This is a genomic window from Corallococcus sp. Z5C101001 (assembly GCF_007352635.1).
Taxonomy (GTDB): domain Bacteria; phylum Myxococcota; class Myxococcia; order Myxococcales; family Myxococcaceae; genus Corallococcus; species Corallococcus silvisoli.
The window spans coordinates 149770-166801 of the sequence record NZ_VKLU01000003.1 but is presented as its reverse complement, the minus strand read 5'-3'; the positions used below and the strand labels follow the sequence as shown (position 1 = coordinate 166801).

Annotated in this window: 10 protein-coding genes; 6 read left to right on the top strand and 4 right to left on the bottom strand. The window is 73.2% G+C overall.

The features are described from left to right. The first annotated feature begins 4 nt into the window (after window positions 1-4). Window positions 5-742, top strand: a complete 738-nt coding sequence (locus FOF48_RS06800; RefSeq protein WP_143899354.1) for a murein L,D-transpeptidase family protein — start codon at window positions 5-7, stop codon at window positions 740-742. 65 nt (window positions 743-807) lie between these two features. Further along, window positions 808-2310, top strand: a complete 1503-nt coding sequence (locus FOF48_RS06795; protein ID WP_143899353.1) for an amidase — start codon at window positions 808-810, stop codon at window positions 2308-2310. Window positions 2311-2319: 9 nt separating this feature from the next. On the opposite strand, the gene FOF48_RS36910 is transcribed toward FOF48_RS06795, so the two are convergent. Beyond that, a complete protein-coding gene (locus FOF48_RS36910; RefSeq protein ID WP_255441975.1) occupies window positions 2320-3738 on the bottom strand; it encodes a hypothetical protein in 1419 nt (472 codons plus the stop codon). Between the two features lie 203 nt (window positions 3739-3941). Here FOF48_RS36910 and FOF48_RS06785 point away from each other — a divergent pair, with 203 nt between their 5' ends. The 4 genes from FOF48_RS06785 to FOF48_RS06770 all read left to right on the top strand — a co-directional run bounded on the left by FOF48_RS06785 (window position 3942) and on the right by FOF48_RS06770 (window position 12026). Further along, window positions 3942-7034, top strand: a complete 3093-nt coding sequence (locus tag FOF48_RS06785) for a tetratricopeptide repeat protein (RefSeq protein WP_255441974.1) — start codon at window positions 3942-3944, stop codon at window positions 7032-7034. A gap of 401 nt (window positions 7035-7435) precedes the next feature. Continuing rightward, window positions 7436-8302, top strand: a complete 867-nt coding sequence (locus FOF48_RS06780) for an NAD-dependent protein deacetylase (protein ID WP_143899351.1) — start codon at window positions 7436-7438, stop codon at window positions 8300-8302. A gap of 142 nt (window positions 8303-8444) precedes the next feature. Further along, a complete protein-coding gene (locus FOF48_RS06775) occupies window positions 8445-10472 on the top strand; it encodes a protein kinase (protein WP_143899350.1) in 2028 nt (675 codons plus the stop codon). A 15-nt stretch (window positions 10473-10487) separates the two neighbouring features. Continuing rightward, entirely contained in the window at window positions 10488-12026 is a 1539-nt protein-coding gene (locus FOF48_RS06770; protein WP_143899349.1) for an adenylate/guanylate cyclase domain-containing protein, read from the top strand. A 3-nt stretch (window positions 12027-12029) separates the two neighbouring features. Here the strand turns inward: FOF48_RS06770 and FOF48_RS06765 are convergent, their stop codons facing one another. The 3 genes from FOF48_RS06765 to FOF48_RS06755 form a co-directional block, all read right to left on the bottom strand. Next, window positions 12030-12710 (bottom strand): Crp/Fnr family transcriptional regulator, encoded by a 681-nt coding sequence (locus FOF48_RS06765; protein ID WP_143899348.1) that lies wholly within the window; start codon window positions 12708-12710, stop codon window positions 12030-12032. Window positions 12711-13123: 413 nt separating this feature from the next. Continuing rightward, window positions 13124-15559 (bottom strand): penicillin acylase family protein, encoded by a 2436-nt coding sequence (locus tag FOF48_RS06760; RefSeq protein WP_143899347.1) that lies wholly within the window; start codon window positions 15557-15559, stop codon window positions 13124-13126. Next, entirely contained in the window at window positions 15556-16965 is a 1410-nt protein-coding gene (locus FOF48_RS06755; RefSeq protein WP_143899346.1) for an MFS transporter, read from the bottom strand. Before FOF48_RS06755 ends, FOF48_RS06760 begins: the two co-directional genes overlap by 4 nt. Window positions 16966-17032 lie beyond the last annotated feature (67 nt).

The following is a 17032-nucleotide window of genomic DNA, read 5'->3' as shown; positions in this document are numbered from 1 at the left end:
GCCCATGAAGGTCCTGTTCCTGTGGGGTGTCCTGCTGGCCTCGCTCTGCGCGCACGCGGAGGACCGGGTCGCGGAGGCCCGGAAGCGCCAGACGGCCGGCCTCGTCCAGGCGTTCAAGGCCGCGGGCCTGTCCTGGCCCCCGGAGGAGCTCTACCTGCGGGCCTTCAAGGTCGAGCGCGAGCTGGAGGTCTGGGCGGGCCCCCGGAACGGACCCCTGGTGAAGGTGCGCACGTTCCCCATCTGCGCGGCCTCCGGGGATGTGGGCCCGAAGCGGGCCGAGGGGGACTCCCAGGTCCCGGAGGGGTTCTACACGGTGGACCTCTTCAACCCGAGGAGCGCCTACCACCTGTCCCTGAGGGTGAGCTACCCGAACGCGCTCGACCGGAAGCAGGGCGCCGCGAAGCCCGGGGGCGACATCTTCATCCACGGCGACTGCGTGAGCATCGGCTGCCTGGCCATCGAGGACGGGCCCATCGAGGCGCTGTACGTGATGGTGTCCGAGGCCCGCGCGCGGATGGGCCGCGACGTGCCGGTGCACCTGTTCCCGCGCAGGCTGGACGCGGCGGGGCTCGCGGCGCTGGAGGCGCTTCCGGGGGTCCCCGCGGCGCGCAAGGCCTTCTGGCGCGGCCTCGCGCCCGCCTACCGTCTGTTCGAGGAATCCCGGCGTCCCCCGCGGGTGAAGGTCGACAGCGCCGCGTCCGCCTACGTGGTGACGCCCGCGCCCCCGGTCCTGGCGCGCTGAGGAGCTGCTAGAACCCGAGGGGAGGGCCCGCGCCGCTGGCGGGGCCTTCGGGGGAGGATGCGCACATGAAGTCCTCGGTCTTGTCGCAGGACCCCGGTGTATCCGGAGGCGCGCGAGCGCTGGTGTCCCTCACGACGACGGAGCTGGCCGTCGCCCTTCGCGAGCGCCAGGTCAGCGCCGTGGAGGTGCTGGAGGCCTTCCTCGCGCGGGCCCACGAGCACAACCCCGCGCTCAACGCCGTGGTGACGTGGGACGAGGCCCGGGCGCGCGCGCGGGCGCGCGAGGCGGACGCGGCGCTCGCGCGGGGCGAGTCGTGGGGGCCCCTGCATGGCGTGCCCTTCACGGTGAAGGACGCGTTCAGCACGGAAGGGCTGCGCACGACGTCGGCCCATCCGGCCCTGGCGGAGTACGTGCCCTCTCGGGACGCGACGGTGGTGGCCCGGCTCAAGGCCGCGGGGGGAATCCTCTGGGGCAAGACGAACCTGCCGCCGTTCGCCGCGGACCTCCAGACGCACGGGCCGCTCTGGGGCCGGACGAACAACCCGCATGACGTGGGGCGCACGCCGGGCGGCTCCAGCGGAGGGGCGGCGGCGGCGGTCGCGGCGGGGCTGACCCCCTTCGAGGTGGGCAGCGACATTGGCGGCTCCATCCGGCAGCCGGCGCACTACTGCGGCGTCGTGGGCATCAAGCCCACGGAGCACCGCGTCTCCAACGCGGGCCACATCCCGGACCTGCCGGACGGGCCCCGCAACGTGCGCCACATGGCCTGCTCGGGCCCGCTGGCGCGTTCGGTGGCGGACCTGCGGCTCATCCTGTCGGTCATCGAGGGCGCGGATCCACGCAACCCGGAGGTGCCGCCCGTCGCGCCGTTGGGGGCCGCGAAGCCCCGGGCGCTCAACGGCCTGCGGCTGGCGTGGGCGGACACCCTGGGCCCCTTCCAGGCCGACCGCGAGACGCGCCAGGTGTTCCAGCGCTTCACCGCCGCCGCGCGCGCGGAGGGCGTCGTCGTGGAGCGGGCCGTGCCTCCGGGGCAGGACTTCGCGGACCTGGTGGAGGTGTGGGGGCTGATGGAGGGCGGGGAGGTGGGCGCGCCGCTGCGCCCTCCCGAGCGAGCGGCCTTCCGGGATCAGTTCCTCCCCTTCGAGCACGACGACCTGATGGCGCGAGCCATCATCCAGGGCATCCGCCTGGACCTGACCGGCTACGGCGATGCGCTCACCCGGCGGGACGCGCACATCGTCACGCTGGAGGGCTTCCTCTCCGGCTGGGACGCGTGGCTGGTGCCGGTGGCGCTCACGGCCGCGCCCCCGCACACGCCCTTCGGCGGCCTGTTGGAGGTGGACGGCGCGCCGAGGAGCTACCTGGAGGCGTTGGGTGGGTTCACCTGCCTGTTCAACGCCACCGGAAACCCCGTGGTGGTGTTCCCGTTGGGGCGAACAGAGGCGGGCCTGCCGGTGGGCGCGCAGCTCGTGGGCCGGCGGTGGGCGGACGGGGCGCTGCTCGACGTGGCGGAGGCGCTGCTTCCGCTGGGCGGCGGCGTGCGGTGGCCGTCGGCGTTCACGCCCTGAGCCCCCGCGTCAGTAGACGCGCAGCAGGCGCGAACGGCATTCGAAGTGCGGGTTGCGCACGTCGATGACGTAGACGTCGCCGGTGGTCTCCTCGAAGCCACCGGCGAGCACGCCCGCGGCGGCGGCGGCGGCCAGGTACGCGCTGTCCGTGCCCTGCATGTCGCGGAGCTTGCGGATGTACACGACGCGGCCCTCGACGGCCCACACGCTGCGGATGCCCTCGGTGTGTACGCCCAGGGCGTCCGCGGGCGGCGCGGGGATCTTCTCCAACGCGGGCGGGACGGACTGAAGCACGTAGTCGTCGTAGGCGCGGTTGCCGCTGCGGCTGATGAGCTTCACCTCGCGCAGGATGCCGTCCTGCCCCTGAAGCAGCTCCAGCGTGACCACGAGCTTCAGGGTGCTGACGCCGTGGGCGAAGTCCTGGAGCTCCTCGCCGGCCTGCGCGCGGGTTCGCAGACTGTTGTACTTGGGGTTGTCGCGCCCCCGGTCCGCGAGCTTCTCCCCGGGAGTGGGCGCGGCGCTCAAGGGCATGTTGCCTCCGGGGGAGCCCGTGGCCCCGAACCGCCGGGCCTTCTCCGCGAAGGAGTACAGGAGCTGCTTGGGCAGGCTGGGCATGTCGAAGAGGGGCGGGGCGTCCATCTGCTTCTCCAGCGTCGCGCGCAGCTTGCTGAAGTACGGGTGGATGCGGCCGGTGTCCACGCGGTCGCGGGCCCGTCGATCATCGACCATGCCCCGCACCCGCTCCGATACGCGCGCGTGCTCCTCGGCGGCGAGGGTCTCGGCGGACAGGCTCGGGTCTCCGGGCCGGAGCGTGCGGCCCCCACCCGACGAGTTCTCCGGCGTCGAGATGATCACCCCGCCGCTCGCGCCCGGCGGCGGCAGCAGGTTCGGGGGCAGCGTGCCCGGGGCCTGGGCCCGGGGAGCGTCGTCCGTGGGGCGGTCCGCGCGCTCGCGGAGCTCCATGCCGGGCGGCGCCTCCGGGGCGTCGGGCCGCGTGCCAGTGTCGGGGGCGGGCGGAGGCTCCCGCGTCGCCACTTCCGGAGGCGCTGAAGGGGGCTTCCGGGGAGCCTCGTCCGGAGGCGTGGCGGGTGGGGGCCTCGGAGGTTCACGGGTGGCCACTCCTGGCGGCGTGGCCTTGGGCGGCTTGCGGGGGGCCTCGTCGGAAGGGGGTGGGGCCTTCGGAGGCCCTTGCGTCGCCACGCCAGCGGGCGGCCCCTGGACAGGCGGGCGCGAGGGCTCCGCGTCCGCGGCGGCCGGCGTCGGCGGTGGGGGGAGGATTTCCACCTCGATCGCCTTCGCGCGCAGCCGGGCCACGCGCGCGGCGGACGACGGCGCGGGGTCCATCCTCCCCAACAGCCACAGCACGATGGCGTGCAGCGCCAGGGAGATCAACCCGGCCCAACCGAGACGTCGCAGGCGCCGCCGCATGGCTCGACGCTTTCAGAAAGCCTCCCCTGGCTCAACCCACACCGGCGCGTGCGTTCGCGAAGCGACGTCCTCCTTGCCGAGCAGGCGACCCCTGAACGCACGGAACGACTCCGGGGTGACTCGACGCAGGCCGTGACACCTGCTGTGCTGCTGGGCCTCTCGTGCCCCCCATGCCCCTCGCTTGCCTGGACGAACCCACGTTCATGGACCTCCTGCTCGGGACGCTGCCGCCCGACAGGGCCGCGGTCGTGGACGAGCACCTGGACACCTGTCCCTCCTGCCGGCGCATGGTGTCCGAGGCGCTGAAGGTGCAACCTCCCTCCACCTCCGAACCCGCGCCGGACGAGGAGGTCCTCGACAGCCAGCTGGCGACGCTGGCCGTGGACCCGTGGCGGGGAAAGAAGCCGCGCCTGCGCCTGCCCACGCCACCCCTCGCGCGAGGGACGGCGGTGGGGCGCTACCTCATCCTGGAGATGCTGGGCGTGGGCGGGATGAGCGTCGTGTACGCGGCGTATGATCCGGAGCTGGACCGCCGCGTCGCGCTCAAGCTCCTGCAGGTGGAGGCGCTGGGCTTGGGCGCGGAGGCCGGCCGCACGCAGGTGCTGCGCGAGGCGCAGGCGATGGCCCGCGTCTCCCACCCGCACGTCGTCTCCGTGTTCGACGTGGGCACCTTTGGCCGGCAGGTCTTCCTGGCCATGGAGCTGGTGGACGCGCACACGCTGCGCAAGTGGGAGCTGGACGGCCCGCACCCGTGGCGGCAGGTGGTGGACGTGTTCGTCGCCGCGGCCCGGGGGCTGGCCGCGGCGCACGCGGTGGGCGTCGTGCATGGCGACGTGAAGCCGGAGAACATCCTCGTCGGGCAGGACGGCCGCGTGCGCGTCACCGACTTTGGCCTGTCGCGCATGATGTCCGGCGCGGCGGCTCCGCCGGTGATGCCGGGCGGCCTCACGCGCCCGCGCGCCATGGAGGGCGGCACGCCCGCGTACATGGCCCCGGAGCAGTTCCCCCCGGAGGAGCGCACCGACGCGCGCAGCGACCAGTTCGGCTTCTGCGCCGCGCTCTACGAGGGCCTCTATGGCGAGCGCCCCTTCGCGGGCTCGACGGTGGAGGAGCTGTCCCAGGCGGTGCACGCGGGGCGCGTGAAGAGCGTGCCCCGTCACTCGGGCGTGCCGCAGTGGCTGCGCCGGGTGGTGGTGAAGGGCCTGTCGGTGAAGCCCGAGGAGCGCCACGCCTCGATGGAGGCGCTGATCGCCGCGCTGGAGGCCCACCCCGCCGCGCGCCGGACGTGGCGGCTGCGCATGGCCGGGGCGTCGGTGTTGCTGCTGTCGGTGGTGGGGATCACGCGCGCCCTGTACGGCCGCGACGTCACGGGCTGCGAGGGCGCCGCGCACGCGGTGGACGGCGTGTGGGACGCCGCCCGGCAGCAGGCGGTGGAGGCGGCCTTCCTCGACACGCAGCGCCGCTTCGCGCACGACGCCTTCCGCCACGTGCGTCGGGGGCTGGACGCGTACACCGCCGCGTGGGTGACGACGCGCACGGCGGCGTGCGAGGCCACCCGCGTGCGGCACGAGCAGAGCGAGGCGGTGATGGCGCTGCGCATGCGCTGCCTGGATGGACGGCTCGCGGACGTGGCCGCGCTCACGCAGTTGTTCACGCAGGCGGATCCCGACATCGTGGAGCGGGCGCCGCGCGCGGTGGAGGGGCTGGCGCCGCTCGCGGGTTGCTCGGACGTGGACGCGCTGACGTCGCGGGGGCACTCCTCGCCGGACGACGCCGCCACGCGCGAGCGCACCGTGGCGCTGCTCCAGGCGCTCGTGGACGCGAGGGCCCTGCGCGCCGCCGGGCGCTATTCGCAGGGGGTAGGGCGGGTGTCGCCCGTGGCCGAGGCCGCGAGGGCCGCCGGGGACTGGTCCGGCGCCGCGGACGCGCTGCTGTTGCTCGCGGAGCTGAAGGACGGCGCCGGGGACTACCGGGGCGCGGAGGCCACGGTGCTCCAGGCCGCGTGGGCCGCGGAGGCGGGCCGCAACGACGAAGCCGCCGCGCGGGCGTGGACGCTGGCGGTGCGCGTGACGGGCGAGCGGCTGGACCGGTACGCGCAGGGGCAGCAGGCCGCGGAGCGCGCCAGCGCCGCGGTGGAGCGGCTGGGGGGCAGCGGGGAGTGGAGCGGGGCGCTCGCGGCGAACCTGGGCCGTCTGTTGTCGCGGCAGGGCCGCTACCCGGAGGCCCACGCGCAGCTCACGCGCGCGCTGTCCTTCCTGGAGAAGCGCTTCGGTCCGGAGGCCCTGGAGGTCGCGGACGTGCGTGTGGAGTTGGGCACCGTGCGCCGCTCTCAGGGGCGGGCGGAGGAGGCGCTGGCCCTCTACGAGCGCGCCCTGGGCACCGTGCGCGGCTCGCTGGGGCCCGAACACCCGGATGTGGCGCGCATCCGCCTGGAGCAGGCCAGCGTGCGTTGGCAGCAGGGAGACTTCGTGCAGTCGGAGCGGCTGGCCCGGGGCGCGCTGGCGCTCCTGGAGCGCTCGCTGGGGCCGGACCACCCGCAGGTGGCGGACGCGCTCAACAGCCTGGCGCTCGCGCTGCAGTACCAGGGCAAGCGCGAGGAGGCGCTGCCCCTGTATGAGCGCGCGCTGCATATCGCGGAGACGACGGAGGGCCGCGACAGCTCCACGGTGGCCATCATCGTCAACAACATCGGCACGCTGCTGGTGCACATGGGCCGGCTGGAAGAGGCCACGAAGCGCTTCGCCACGGCGCTGGAGCAGTTGGAGAAGAGCCTGGGCCCGGACCACCCCACGCTCGCGCTGGTGCTGCGGGGCATGGGCCAGACGCTGAGCTTCCGAAACCAGCCCCAGGACTCGCTGCCGTACTTCCAGCGCGCCGCCGCGCTCCAGACCTCGTTGCCGGACGACGTGAACGGCGGGTGGACGGGCGCGCTGGTGGACCTGGGGCGCACGTACATGGTGCTGGGCCGTCCGCGCGAGGCGCTGGCGCCGCTGGAGAAGGCCGTCACGGGCTGGGACCGGGCCCGGCCCCGGCCCGCGGAGCGTCCCGCCGCCCGCTACATGCTCGCCCGCGCGCTATGGGAAGCGAAGCAGGAGCCGTCCCGCGCCCTCCGGCTCGCGGCCGAGGCCCGCCAGGAGGTCGCCGCGCTGCCTGACGGTGAGTCCTCCGTTCCAGAGCTGCGCCAGGCGATGGACCGGTGGATCGCCCGACTGCCTCCGGCCGCGCGCCGGGACATCCAGGCGGCGATGGTGCCTCCGAAGCCCGCGGACCCCTCGCGGGAAGCCCTCAGCCGGTGAGCCTCCAGGAGGTCCGCGCGCGGGCTCGTCGCCGCCTGTGCTCGCGCCACGAGGCGGAAGGGCCCGCCGGGCGGCTCTGCGCGGGCCTGACTCCCCAGTCGTTTACGCAGTGAGGCGGAGCGGCCCGCCGGACTGGCGCGCGGGTCTGACTCCCCAGGCCTTCGCGCCATGAGGCGGAGCGGCCCGCCGGACTGGCGCGCGGGTCTGACTCCCCAGGCCTTCGCGCCATGAGGCGGAGCGGTCCGCCGGGTGGGTGCGCGGCTCTGACTCCAGGCCTTCGCGCCACGAGGCGGAGCGGCCCGCCAGGCGAGCGCGCGGGCCTGACTCCCCAGTCGTTTACGCAGTGAGGCGGAACGGCCCACCGGGCGGGCGCGCGGGGGCCGCATTATACGGAGGAGGCCATGACGCTCCTCCCGGAACCTCCCGTCGCCGCACTCCCTCCCGAAGCAGGCGCGGACGCCCTGGCCTCGCTCCTGCGCGGACGGCGCGTCGTGGTGCTGACCGGCGCCGGCTGCAGCACCGAGTCCGGCATCCCCGACTATCGAGGCCCGGAGACGCGCCACAAGGTGCGCAACCCCATCCAGCACCGCGAGTTCCTGCACCAGCCCGAGGTGCGCCAGCGCTACTGGGCGCGCAGCCTGCTGGGCTGGCCGCGCTTCACCTCCGCGCGGCCCAACGACGCCCACGCCGCGCTGGCGGCGCTGGAGAAGGCGGGCGTCGTGCCGGGCCTCATCACCCAGAACGTGGACGGGCTGCACCACGCGGCGGGCAGTGAGCGCGTGCTGGAGCTGCACGGCGCGCTGTCGCGGGTGCGTTGCCTGTCGTGCCAGGCGCAGGAGCCGCGCGCGTCGCTCCAGGCGCGGATGCTGGGCCTCAACCCGGACTTCGCGCATGCCGTCGTGGAGCTGAGGCCGGACGGCGACGCGGAGCTGCCCCCGGAGGCCGTGGAGGGCTTCCGCGTCCCCGCCTGCACCCGCTGCGGCGGGACGCTGAAGCCAGACGTGGTGTTCTTCGGAGACAACGTCGCGCCCACGCTGGTGCAGGACGCGTTCGCGCTGCTGGAGGATGGGGACGCGTTGCTGGTGGTGGGCTCGTCCCTGACGGTCTATTCCGGCTATCGCTTCGTCACCCGCGCGGCGGACCGGCACATGCCCATCGGCATCCTCAACATCGGGGAGAGTCGGGGCGACAGCCTCGCGGATGTGCGCGTGGAGGCGCGCGCGGGCGACGTGCTGCCCCGGCTCGCGAAGGCGCTGACCCGCACCTGACGTCCCCCCTCCCACACCAGGCGTGCAGCCGTCGCGGGCGCACCCGGAATGGGCACGTCGGGAGAGGGGACAAGTGTGCCATCATCCCCAGCTTCGCGAGGCACGGGCGATGGGCCGTGCCCGGGACGGAGACACAGGGTCGATGGACACCGGACGCCCGCTGGGCGGCAGGTATGCGCTGGAGCGCAGGATTGGCGGCGGTGGCATGGGCGCCATCTGGCGGGCCGTCGACCTGCAGCTCCAGCGGCACGTGGCCGTCAAGTTGATCGCCTCGGACGTCGTGGCGCGCACACCCGAGGCCCACCGCCACTTCGAACAGGAAGCGCAGGCCGTGGCCCGGCTGCGCCACCCGCACGTGGTGCAGGTGCACGATTCCGGTGTGGACGGCGGCGTCCCGTACATCGTGATGGAGCTGCTGGAGGGCGAGGACCTGGAGACGCGCCTCACCCAGCGTGGGCGCCTGTCTCCGGCCACGGTGGCCGCGCTCGTCACGCCGGTGGCCCGCGCGCTGGCGGCGGCGCACGCGGCGGGCCTGGTGCACCGCGACCTCAAGCCCGCGAACCTCTTCCTGGCCCACGTGGACGGGGAAGAAGTGGTGAAGGTGCTCGACTTCGGGCTCGCGCGCTCGCTCGTGCCCGCGGGCGCGCCCTCGCAGGCCGAGGGGCTGACCGGCACGCTGCGCTACATGAGTCCGGAGCAGCTGCGCGCGGACCCGGACCTGGACGCGAGGGCGGACCTCTGGTCGCTCGCGGTGGTGCTCTACCGCGCCCTCACCGGGCAGTTCCCCTACGGCGCGGAGTCCGTGGGGCCGCTCCTGCGCGGCGCCTTCCACCCGCCCTCGGTGGCCGTGTCGCAGCTGGTGCCGGAGCTGGGTGCGAGCGCGGACGCCTTCTTCCAGCGGGCCCTCAATCCCCGGCCGGAGCAGCGCTTCACCTCCGCGCGCGAGCTGGCCGCGGCCTTCGTCGCGCTGGTGGAGGCGGGCCGGGCCGCGCGGGCGGCCACGGTGCTGGTGGTGGATGACGAGCCGGACGTGGAGGTGCTCATGCGCCAGCGCTTCCGCCGGCACGTGCGCGACGGCGTCTATGCCTTCGTCTTCGCGCGGGATGGCGAAGAGGCGCTGGAGGCCCTGCGCCAGCACCCGGACACGCACGCGGTGCTGTGCGACCTCAACATGCCGCGCATGGACGGGCTCACCTCCCTGTCGCGCGTGGGGGAGGTGGATCCGCTGGTGAAGGTGGTCATCGTCTCCGCGTACGGCGACATGCCCAACCTGCGCACGGCGATGAACCGGGGCGCGTTCGACTTCCTGGTCAAGCCGGTGGACCTGGAGGACCTGGAGTCCACGCTGGCGAAGACGGTGCGCCATGTGGCGGAGCTGCGCCGCGCGGTGCGCTCCACGGAGGAGAACGCGCTGCTGCGCATGTTCGTGCACGGCGGCATCGTGGACCGCGTGCTGCCGCTGGTGCGCGGCCCTGGCGCGCTCGCGGGCGAGCAGGTGGACGCCACGGTGGCCTTCCTCGACGTGGCGGGCTTCACCGCCGTCACCCGGCAGCACCCGCCAGAGTCCGCGCTGCGGAGGCTCAACGCCAACTTCGAGGTCATGCTCCCGGAGCTGGAGTCGCGCGGCGGCGTGGTGGACAAGTTCCTGGGCGACGCGGTGATGGCCGTCTTCCAGGGCGAAGCCCACGTGGCGCGCGCGCTGGACGCCTGCCTCGCGGTGAAGCAGCGGCTCCAGGCGCTCGCGTGGAGCGGGGGCGACGCGTCACCCTACGCCCACGGCGTCTGCATGGGCGTGGACACCGGCCCGGTGGTCTCCGGCAACGTGGGCGCGGCGGGGCGCGGACGCCTGGACCACACGGTGCTGGGCGACGTGGTGAACACCGCGGCCCGGCTCGCCACCGTGGCCGGACGCGATCAGGTGCTGGTGAGCGAGGCGCTGGCCGCGCGGCTCGCGGACGTCTTCGACTGCCGGCCCGCGGGCGAGCGGCACCTGCCGGGGACGGAGGGCCAGGTGCTCGCGGTGCGCGAGGTGGTGGCCCGTAGCACCCACGCGTCGGGCTCCTCCGCGGAGCGCACCCCCGAGCAGGGCGTCCCCTCCGTCCTGGAGGCGCCCGCGCCCGGGGTGGGGGCCTTCACGGCCAAGGGCCCCAGCTGGTCCACGTCCTCCTGAAGCGGCTTCGAGCGCATGCGCCTCATCCTCAACCCAGGCCAGGTGGATGAACGGGCGGTGATGCTGCCGGAGGGCGTCACCACCGTGGGCCGCACGGAGGAGAACGGCATCCGCGTGCCGCACCCCAGCCTGTCCCGGCGCCACGCGCGGCTGGAGCGCATGGGCGAGCGCGTGGTGCTGGTGGACCTGGACAGCAAGAACGGCAGCTACGTGGGGCCGCATCGCGTCTCCCGCCAGGAGCTGACGCCCGGCCAGTCCTTCCGCTGCGGGGAGGTGTGGTTCCGGCTGGTGTCGTCGGACACGCCGCTGCCGGAGGGCTGGGGTCCGCTGCGCACGCAGCCGCTGGAGACGCGCTACTCCGGCGGGCCCATGGAGTCGCTGCTCGACACGCGCTCGCCGGACCGCACCCACGACAAGCTCCAGGTGCTGCTCAAGGTGGGGCAGCTCCTCTCGTCCCCAGGCCCGGTGGAGGGGCTGCTGGAGCGCGTCGTCCAGCTCGTCTTCCAGATCTGGGCGGTGGACCGGGCGGCGGTGCTGCTGGTGGACCGGGACACCGGGGCGCTGGTGCCGCGGGTGTCCCGGGGCGCGCGAGGCGGGGCGCTCCCGGAGCGCTTCTACAGCCAGCACATCGTGGACTACGTGCACTCGCGCGGCGTGGCGGCGCTCTTCTCCGACGCGAAGGACGACGCGCGGCTGCTGGGCGCGGACTCCGTCTTCCGCCAGTCCATCCGCGCCTCCCTCTGCGTGCCCCTGCGCACGCGCGACACGGTGCTGGGCGTGCTGTACCTGGACAGCCTCAAGCAGGGTGGCCTCTTCACGGAGGAGGACCTGGAGTTCCTCACCGCCTTCGCCAACCAGGCCGCCATCGCCCTGGACCACGCGCACCTGGCGCGGCGGCTGGAGGAGGAGGCGGTGCTCAGGAACGCCTACCAGCGCTTCTTCCCACCGGACGTCGTGCGCCAGTTGAAGGCGCTGAGGGGCGTGCCGCTGGACGTGCGCGACGCGGACGTCACCATCCTCTTCTCCGACATCACCGGCTTCACCGCCATGTCCTCGCGCCTGAGACCCCGGCAGGTGGTGGACATGCTCAACGCGTACTTCCCGGTGATGGCGGACATCGTCTTCCGCCACGAGGGCACGCTGGAGAAGTACATCGGTGACGCGCTGATGGCGGTGTGGGGCGCCCCCTTCGCCCGGCCAGACGACGCGGACCGCGCCGTGCGCGCGGCCCTGGAGATGCAGCACGCGCTCGCGGCGCTCAACGCCCGCTGGCGGCAGGAGGGCGCGCCCGAGGTCCACGTCCACATCGGCCTCAACTCCGGCCCGGTGGCCGCGGGCAACATCGGCTCGGAGCGCTACCTCCAGTACGCCACCGTGGGGGACGCCACCAACGTGGCCGCCCGCGTGTGCGGCGTCGCGCGCCCGGGGGAGGTGCTCGTCACGGACGCCACGCGGGCCTTGCTGGACGCGGACGCCTTCACCCTGGAGCCGCTGGGCCCGGTGACGGTGAAGGGCCGCGAAGCGCCCGTGTCCCTCTTCCGCGTGCGCGGCTGAGGGTTACTCGGCGTCCTGGCCCAGCCGCTCCGGCTGGAGGAGGACGATCTGCCCCCCCTCGAAGGTGAGCATCCCCTCGCGCACGTAGTAGCGCAGCCACTTGTTGACGCTCTCGCGGGTGACGCCGCACAGGTTCGCCAGCTCCGACTGCGTGAGCTTCGGGGTGATGGCCAGCCCCTCCGGGGACGGCTTCCCCTGCGTCTTCGCCAGCTCCATCAGCACCCGCACCAACCGCGAGCGGGCGTCCAGGAAGGCCGAGTCGTAGACGAGCTGCGTCGTGCGCCGCACCAGCCGGCTCATGTTCGCCAGGAGCGCCAGGCTCACCTGCGGCCGCGTCTCCAGGTAGCGCCGGAAGTCGTCCCGCTGGAGCGTCAGCAGGTGCGCCTCCTCGCGCGCCATCGCGTCCGTGGAGCGCGACTCGCCGTCCAGCAGCGACAGCTCCCCGAACGCGTCCCCCCGGTCCAGCAGCGCCAGGGTGATCTCCCGCCCCTCGCTGGAGGACAGCCGGATGGCCACCTGGCCCCGCCGGATGATGAACAGCGCCGTGCCCACATCCCCTCGGTGGAAGATGACCTCCCCCCGAGCGAAGCGCCGGGGCTGGAGGAGCGACGACATGTTCTCCAGGTCCTCCCGGCCGAGGCTTTCGAACATGGGGATTTCGGCCAGCAGCTGCGCGTAGGACATGGGGGGACCGCCATTCTGCCCGGAATCCCCGGCTACAGGTAGGGAAGCCTCCCATCCAGGTCCGGCGGACAAGTCCGGCGGGTGTGAACGCCTTCACACACAGCTTGTGGGCCGCTTCACAGCCGGGGAGGGAGCCCCCGGGTACTGTTCCTTCATCGCAGCACGGGAAGCACGGGGGGCCCGCACACGCGACGGTGAGCCAGGGAGTCGGGGGACTTCTTAGCCCACCGCGGCATGAGCGGGAAATGGGGGGGACCGCGGGGCCGGCACATAGAAGGGGGAAGCGTTGAGTTTCTGAGGGGGAACTCAACGCGAACACGAGTGCCGGCTCCAGCAGGGGCCTCAAAGCAATGGACCCGGGCCTGGAGGCCCGTCGCTCCGGGGGGAGTGACGGCCTTCAAGTCCGGGTTGTTTTATTGGGCCACCAGGGCGACGGCGGGCGTGAGCGTCAGCGCCGCCTCGCGGTGCTTCTCCACGGCCTCGCGCGTGTGGAGCATCGGGTGGAACTTCACCTCGCGGCTCAGCGCCATCAGGTCATCGCGGTGCGGGTGGAACAGGTGCTCCGTCTGCCCCGGCGCGTGGACGGACACGGAGCGGGACAGGTCCGCCATGTCGACGATCATCCGCAGCGCGGTGCCGTGGACCACCTTGAAGGGGTGGCTCCAGAGGAACGACGCCCCATCCACGGAGTAGTTGTCCCCGCGGGCGGGCACCGTGCGGGTGTTGAAGACGCGCCGGACCGGGGCGGGAATCATGGGGCCGCCCAGCGGCTGGTGCACGTAGGTGAGCTGGTGCACCCGCCCCCAGGCCCAGGCGTCCAGGTTGGGGCCGTACGTCTTCACGAGCCACGCGGTGGCGTCCGCCAGGGCGGCGCGGAGGATGTCGTCGCGGGTCTCCTTCGCGGGCGTCTTCGGGTCGTCCCACCAGGGGCTGTCCGGCTGGGACATCAGGCCGATGACGAAGGGCATGTGCAGGCTGCCATGCCGCTCGTACTGGCCCATCAGGTACTCGCGGACCAGCTCCGGCCCCAGCTTGTGCTGGAGCAGCTTGCGCAGCACCTCGATGTACCAGGCCTGGAACACCGTGGCGCCCACGCTCTCCGGTTCGAAGCGCAGGTCCCACGCCTTCAGCGCCTCCACCGCCTGCCGCTGCGTGTCGTCCGCGGGGGCCACCGACAGGAAGTACGGGCGCAGGGTCTCCGCGGGCAGCGAGTACGTCTCCGCCTGGATGCGCCGCATGTCCTCCACGGTGTGCTGCGTGCCCGCCTCCAGCAGGTCCGTGATGCGCTTCGCGCGGTAGCCGGGGAACCAGTTGTGCGCGATGAGGTGCGGGTAGTCGTCGGAGGTGATCTTGTTGTTCGCGGTGGCGGCGTAGCCCGCGGGCGGGTTGAACGACGCGGGCAGCTCCTCGAAGGGGATGAAGCCCGTCCACTCGGCTTCGCCCGTCCAGCCCGGCATGGGGATGAGGCCCTGGTGGCCCTGGCGGATGGGGATCTTCCCGGACGCCTGGTAGCCGATGTTGCCCGCCGTGTCCGCGTACACGAAGTTCTGGCCCGGCCCCTCCCACAGCTTCATCGCCCCGCGGAAGGACTCCCAGTCCGTCGCGAGGTTGAGCTTCAGGACGGCGTTGATGAGCGGCTGGCATTCCCTGTGCGCCCACTTGAGCGCCAGCGGCTCGCTGTCCTTCAGCTCGTCCGCCATCGCCAGGTTCATCAGCGGGCCGTGCCGGGTGCTCTTCACCTCCAGCACCACGGGCGCGCCGCCCTTCACCGGAATCTCCTCGCGGCGGATCTCCAGATCGTGCCACTCGCCCTGGAAGAGGTACTTCTTCGGGGCCTTCGGGTCGTCCAGCTTCTCGATGTAGAAGTCCTGGGTGTCCGGCCCCAGGTTGGACATGCCCCAGGCCACCTTCCCGTTGTGGCCCACGATGAGCATGGGCACGCCGGGCAGGGAGAAGCCCACGTGCTGGAAGCGGCCGCCGTGCAGGCCGTTCTCGTACCAGGTGGACGGCATGCCCAGGGGGATGTGCACGTCGTTGGCGAGCAGCGGCTGGCCGCTCTGCGTGCGCTTGCCGTGCACCACCCAGTTGTTGCTGCCGGAGACGATGTTCGGGTCCCCCATCACCGCGTCCACGCCGTCCAGGCCGGACAGCGTCTTCACGTTCTTCAGGCCGGGGAGGCGCGCCTCCTTGGGGACGATGAGGGGCGTCTCCGGCGCGTTCTGCGGCAGCAGCGCGTTGGCCACCTCCTCGCCGGCCGTCGCCACCAGCCGGGCGCGGAAGAGCTCCAGGCGGTGGTTGCCGCCCAGCATCAGCGCCAGCAGGTTGCCTCGCGCGAGCGAATCCGTGGGCGTCCACGGCGTGGGCGTCACGCCCATCACGGTGAACTCGTACGGCAGCGGCTCCGCGGCGATGCGCGCGTTGATGCCCGCGCTGTAGGCCTCCAGGATGGCTCGGGCCTCGGGGTCCACCTGCGCCCAGGAGCGCTCGGCCAGGTGGCGCAGGCCCATGGTGCGCAGGAACTGGTCCGCGGACACCAGCATCGGGCCCAAGAGGCTCGCGAGCCGTCCGTCCACCAGCCGGCGGCCCATCTCCATCTGCCACAGGCGGTCCTGCGCATGCACGTAGCCCTGCGCGAAGAACAGGTCGTGCTCGTCCTGCGCGAAGATGTGCGGCACGCCCCACGTGTCGCGCAGCACCTCCACCTTGCCGTGCAGGCCGGGCAGGGTGAGGGTGCCCTCGGTGCGCGTCCAGCGGCGGCGGGCGAGCCAGGGCCCCAGGCCGGGGGTGGCCACGGCCAGGGCGGGGGGGAGCATGCGCAGCATGCGCAGGACCTGGGTGAAGGCACTCATGAGGCGGAGGCTCCGGCGGTGGGGGCGGTCGGCGGGGGGGAGGCCGCGGCGTCCGCGGCGGTGGGCGGCGTGTCAGGCAGGGCGTCCGGCAGCTCGCGGTCCAGGTAGCGCACGCGCGGGTTGAGCCACGCCACCACCACGTTGGCGATGGTCAGCAGCGCCAGGGCGATGAAGATGACGGCGATGCCTCGCCCCGGGCCCACGCCCAGCAGGCGCCCCATGCTGCCGGAGAGCGCGCCGCCGGGAGCCATGGCCGGCTCGAAGAGGTCATCCGCGAGCGGGCCCGCGATGAGGCCCACGACGGGGGTCACGCACAGGAGCACCATGCGCTTCACCGCGGCGGCGCGGCCCTGGAGGTCCGCCGGAATCTTGCGCTGCCAGATGGACTGGCTGCCCGCCATCATGGGCGGCATGGTGAACAGGTAGAGCGCGGCGGCGGTGGCCACCAGCGGCACGCTGGGCGACGGCGCGGCCAGGAAGAGCACCAGGCCCGACAGCACCTGGAAGCCCAGGATGCCGTGGAGCTGGTTCTTCGGCCCGCCCCACACGCCCATGCTGACGGCGCCCACCAGCGCGCCCACGCCGGCCACCGACGCGATGATGCCCAGCGTGGAGATGTCCGTGAAGGCCAGCACCAGCGGGGTGATGAGCAGCATCACCAGGTCCATGCACAGCACGGCCACGACGGTGAAGCTCAGCAGCCCCACGAGGCCGGGCCGCGTGCGGATGAACGTCCACCCCTGCTTGATTTCATCGCGCAGCGACCCCTTGCCCCGCTGCCCCTCCGAGGACACCGCGGGACGGGGGAAGCGGACCATCAGGAGCGTGAGGACGGCGACGCTGAAGCTGCAGACGTCCACCGTCAGCACGCCCACCAGCCCCACGCGCTCGATCAGCGCGCCCGCGATGATGGGGGAGAGGATCTGGCTGGCGCCGCTGGCCACCTCCGCCACCGCGTTGGCGCGGCTCAGGTGCTGCTTGGGCACCAGCAGCGACACCGTGGCGAAGAAGGCCGGCCAGCGGAAGGCGCCGAAGCACGCGCCGATGGAGACGGGCAGGTAGAAGTGCCAGGCCTTGAGCTCGAACAGGCCCTGGTTGCTGGCCAGCACCATGCTGAAGATGAGCAGCGTGCTGAAGCCGTTGCCCAGGTCCGCCAGCAGCATGGCGCGGCGGCGATCCCACCGGTCCACCAGCGCGCCCGCCAGGGGCGACAGCACCACCATGGGCGCGAAGGCGAAGAAGGACAGCAGCGCGAACTGCGTGGTGGAGCGCGTGTCCAGGAAGATCTTGGCGCCCACGCCGAAGGCGGTGAGCCCGGAGCCGAGGATCGAGATGAGCTGGCCGAACCAGGTGATCCAGAAGACCCGCATGGGCTGGGTGATGGTCAGGCGTTGCGCGAGGCTCATTCCACGTCTCTTCTTCCTCCTGGGGGCAGGAGGGGCAAAGGGGCCCGCGCACCGTACTACGGGAGGG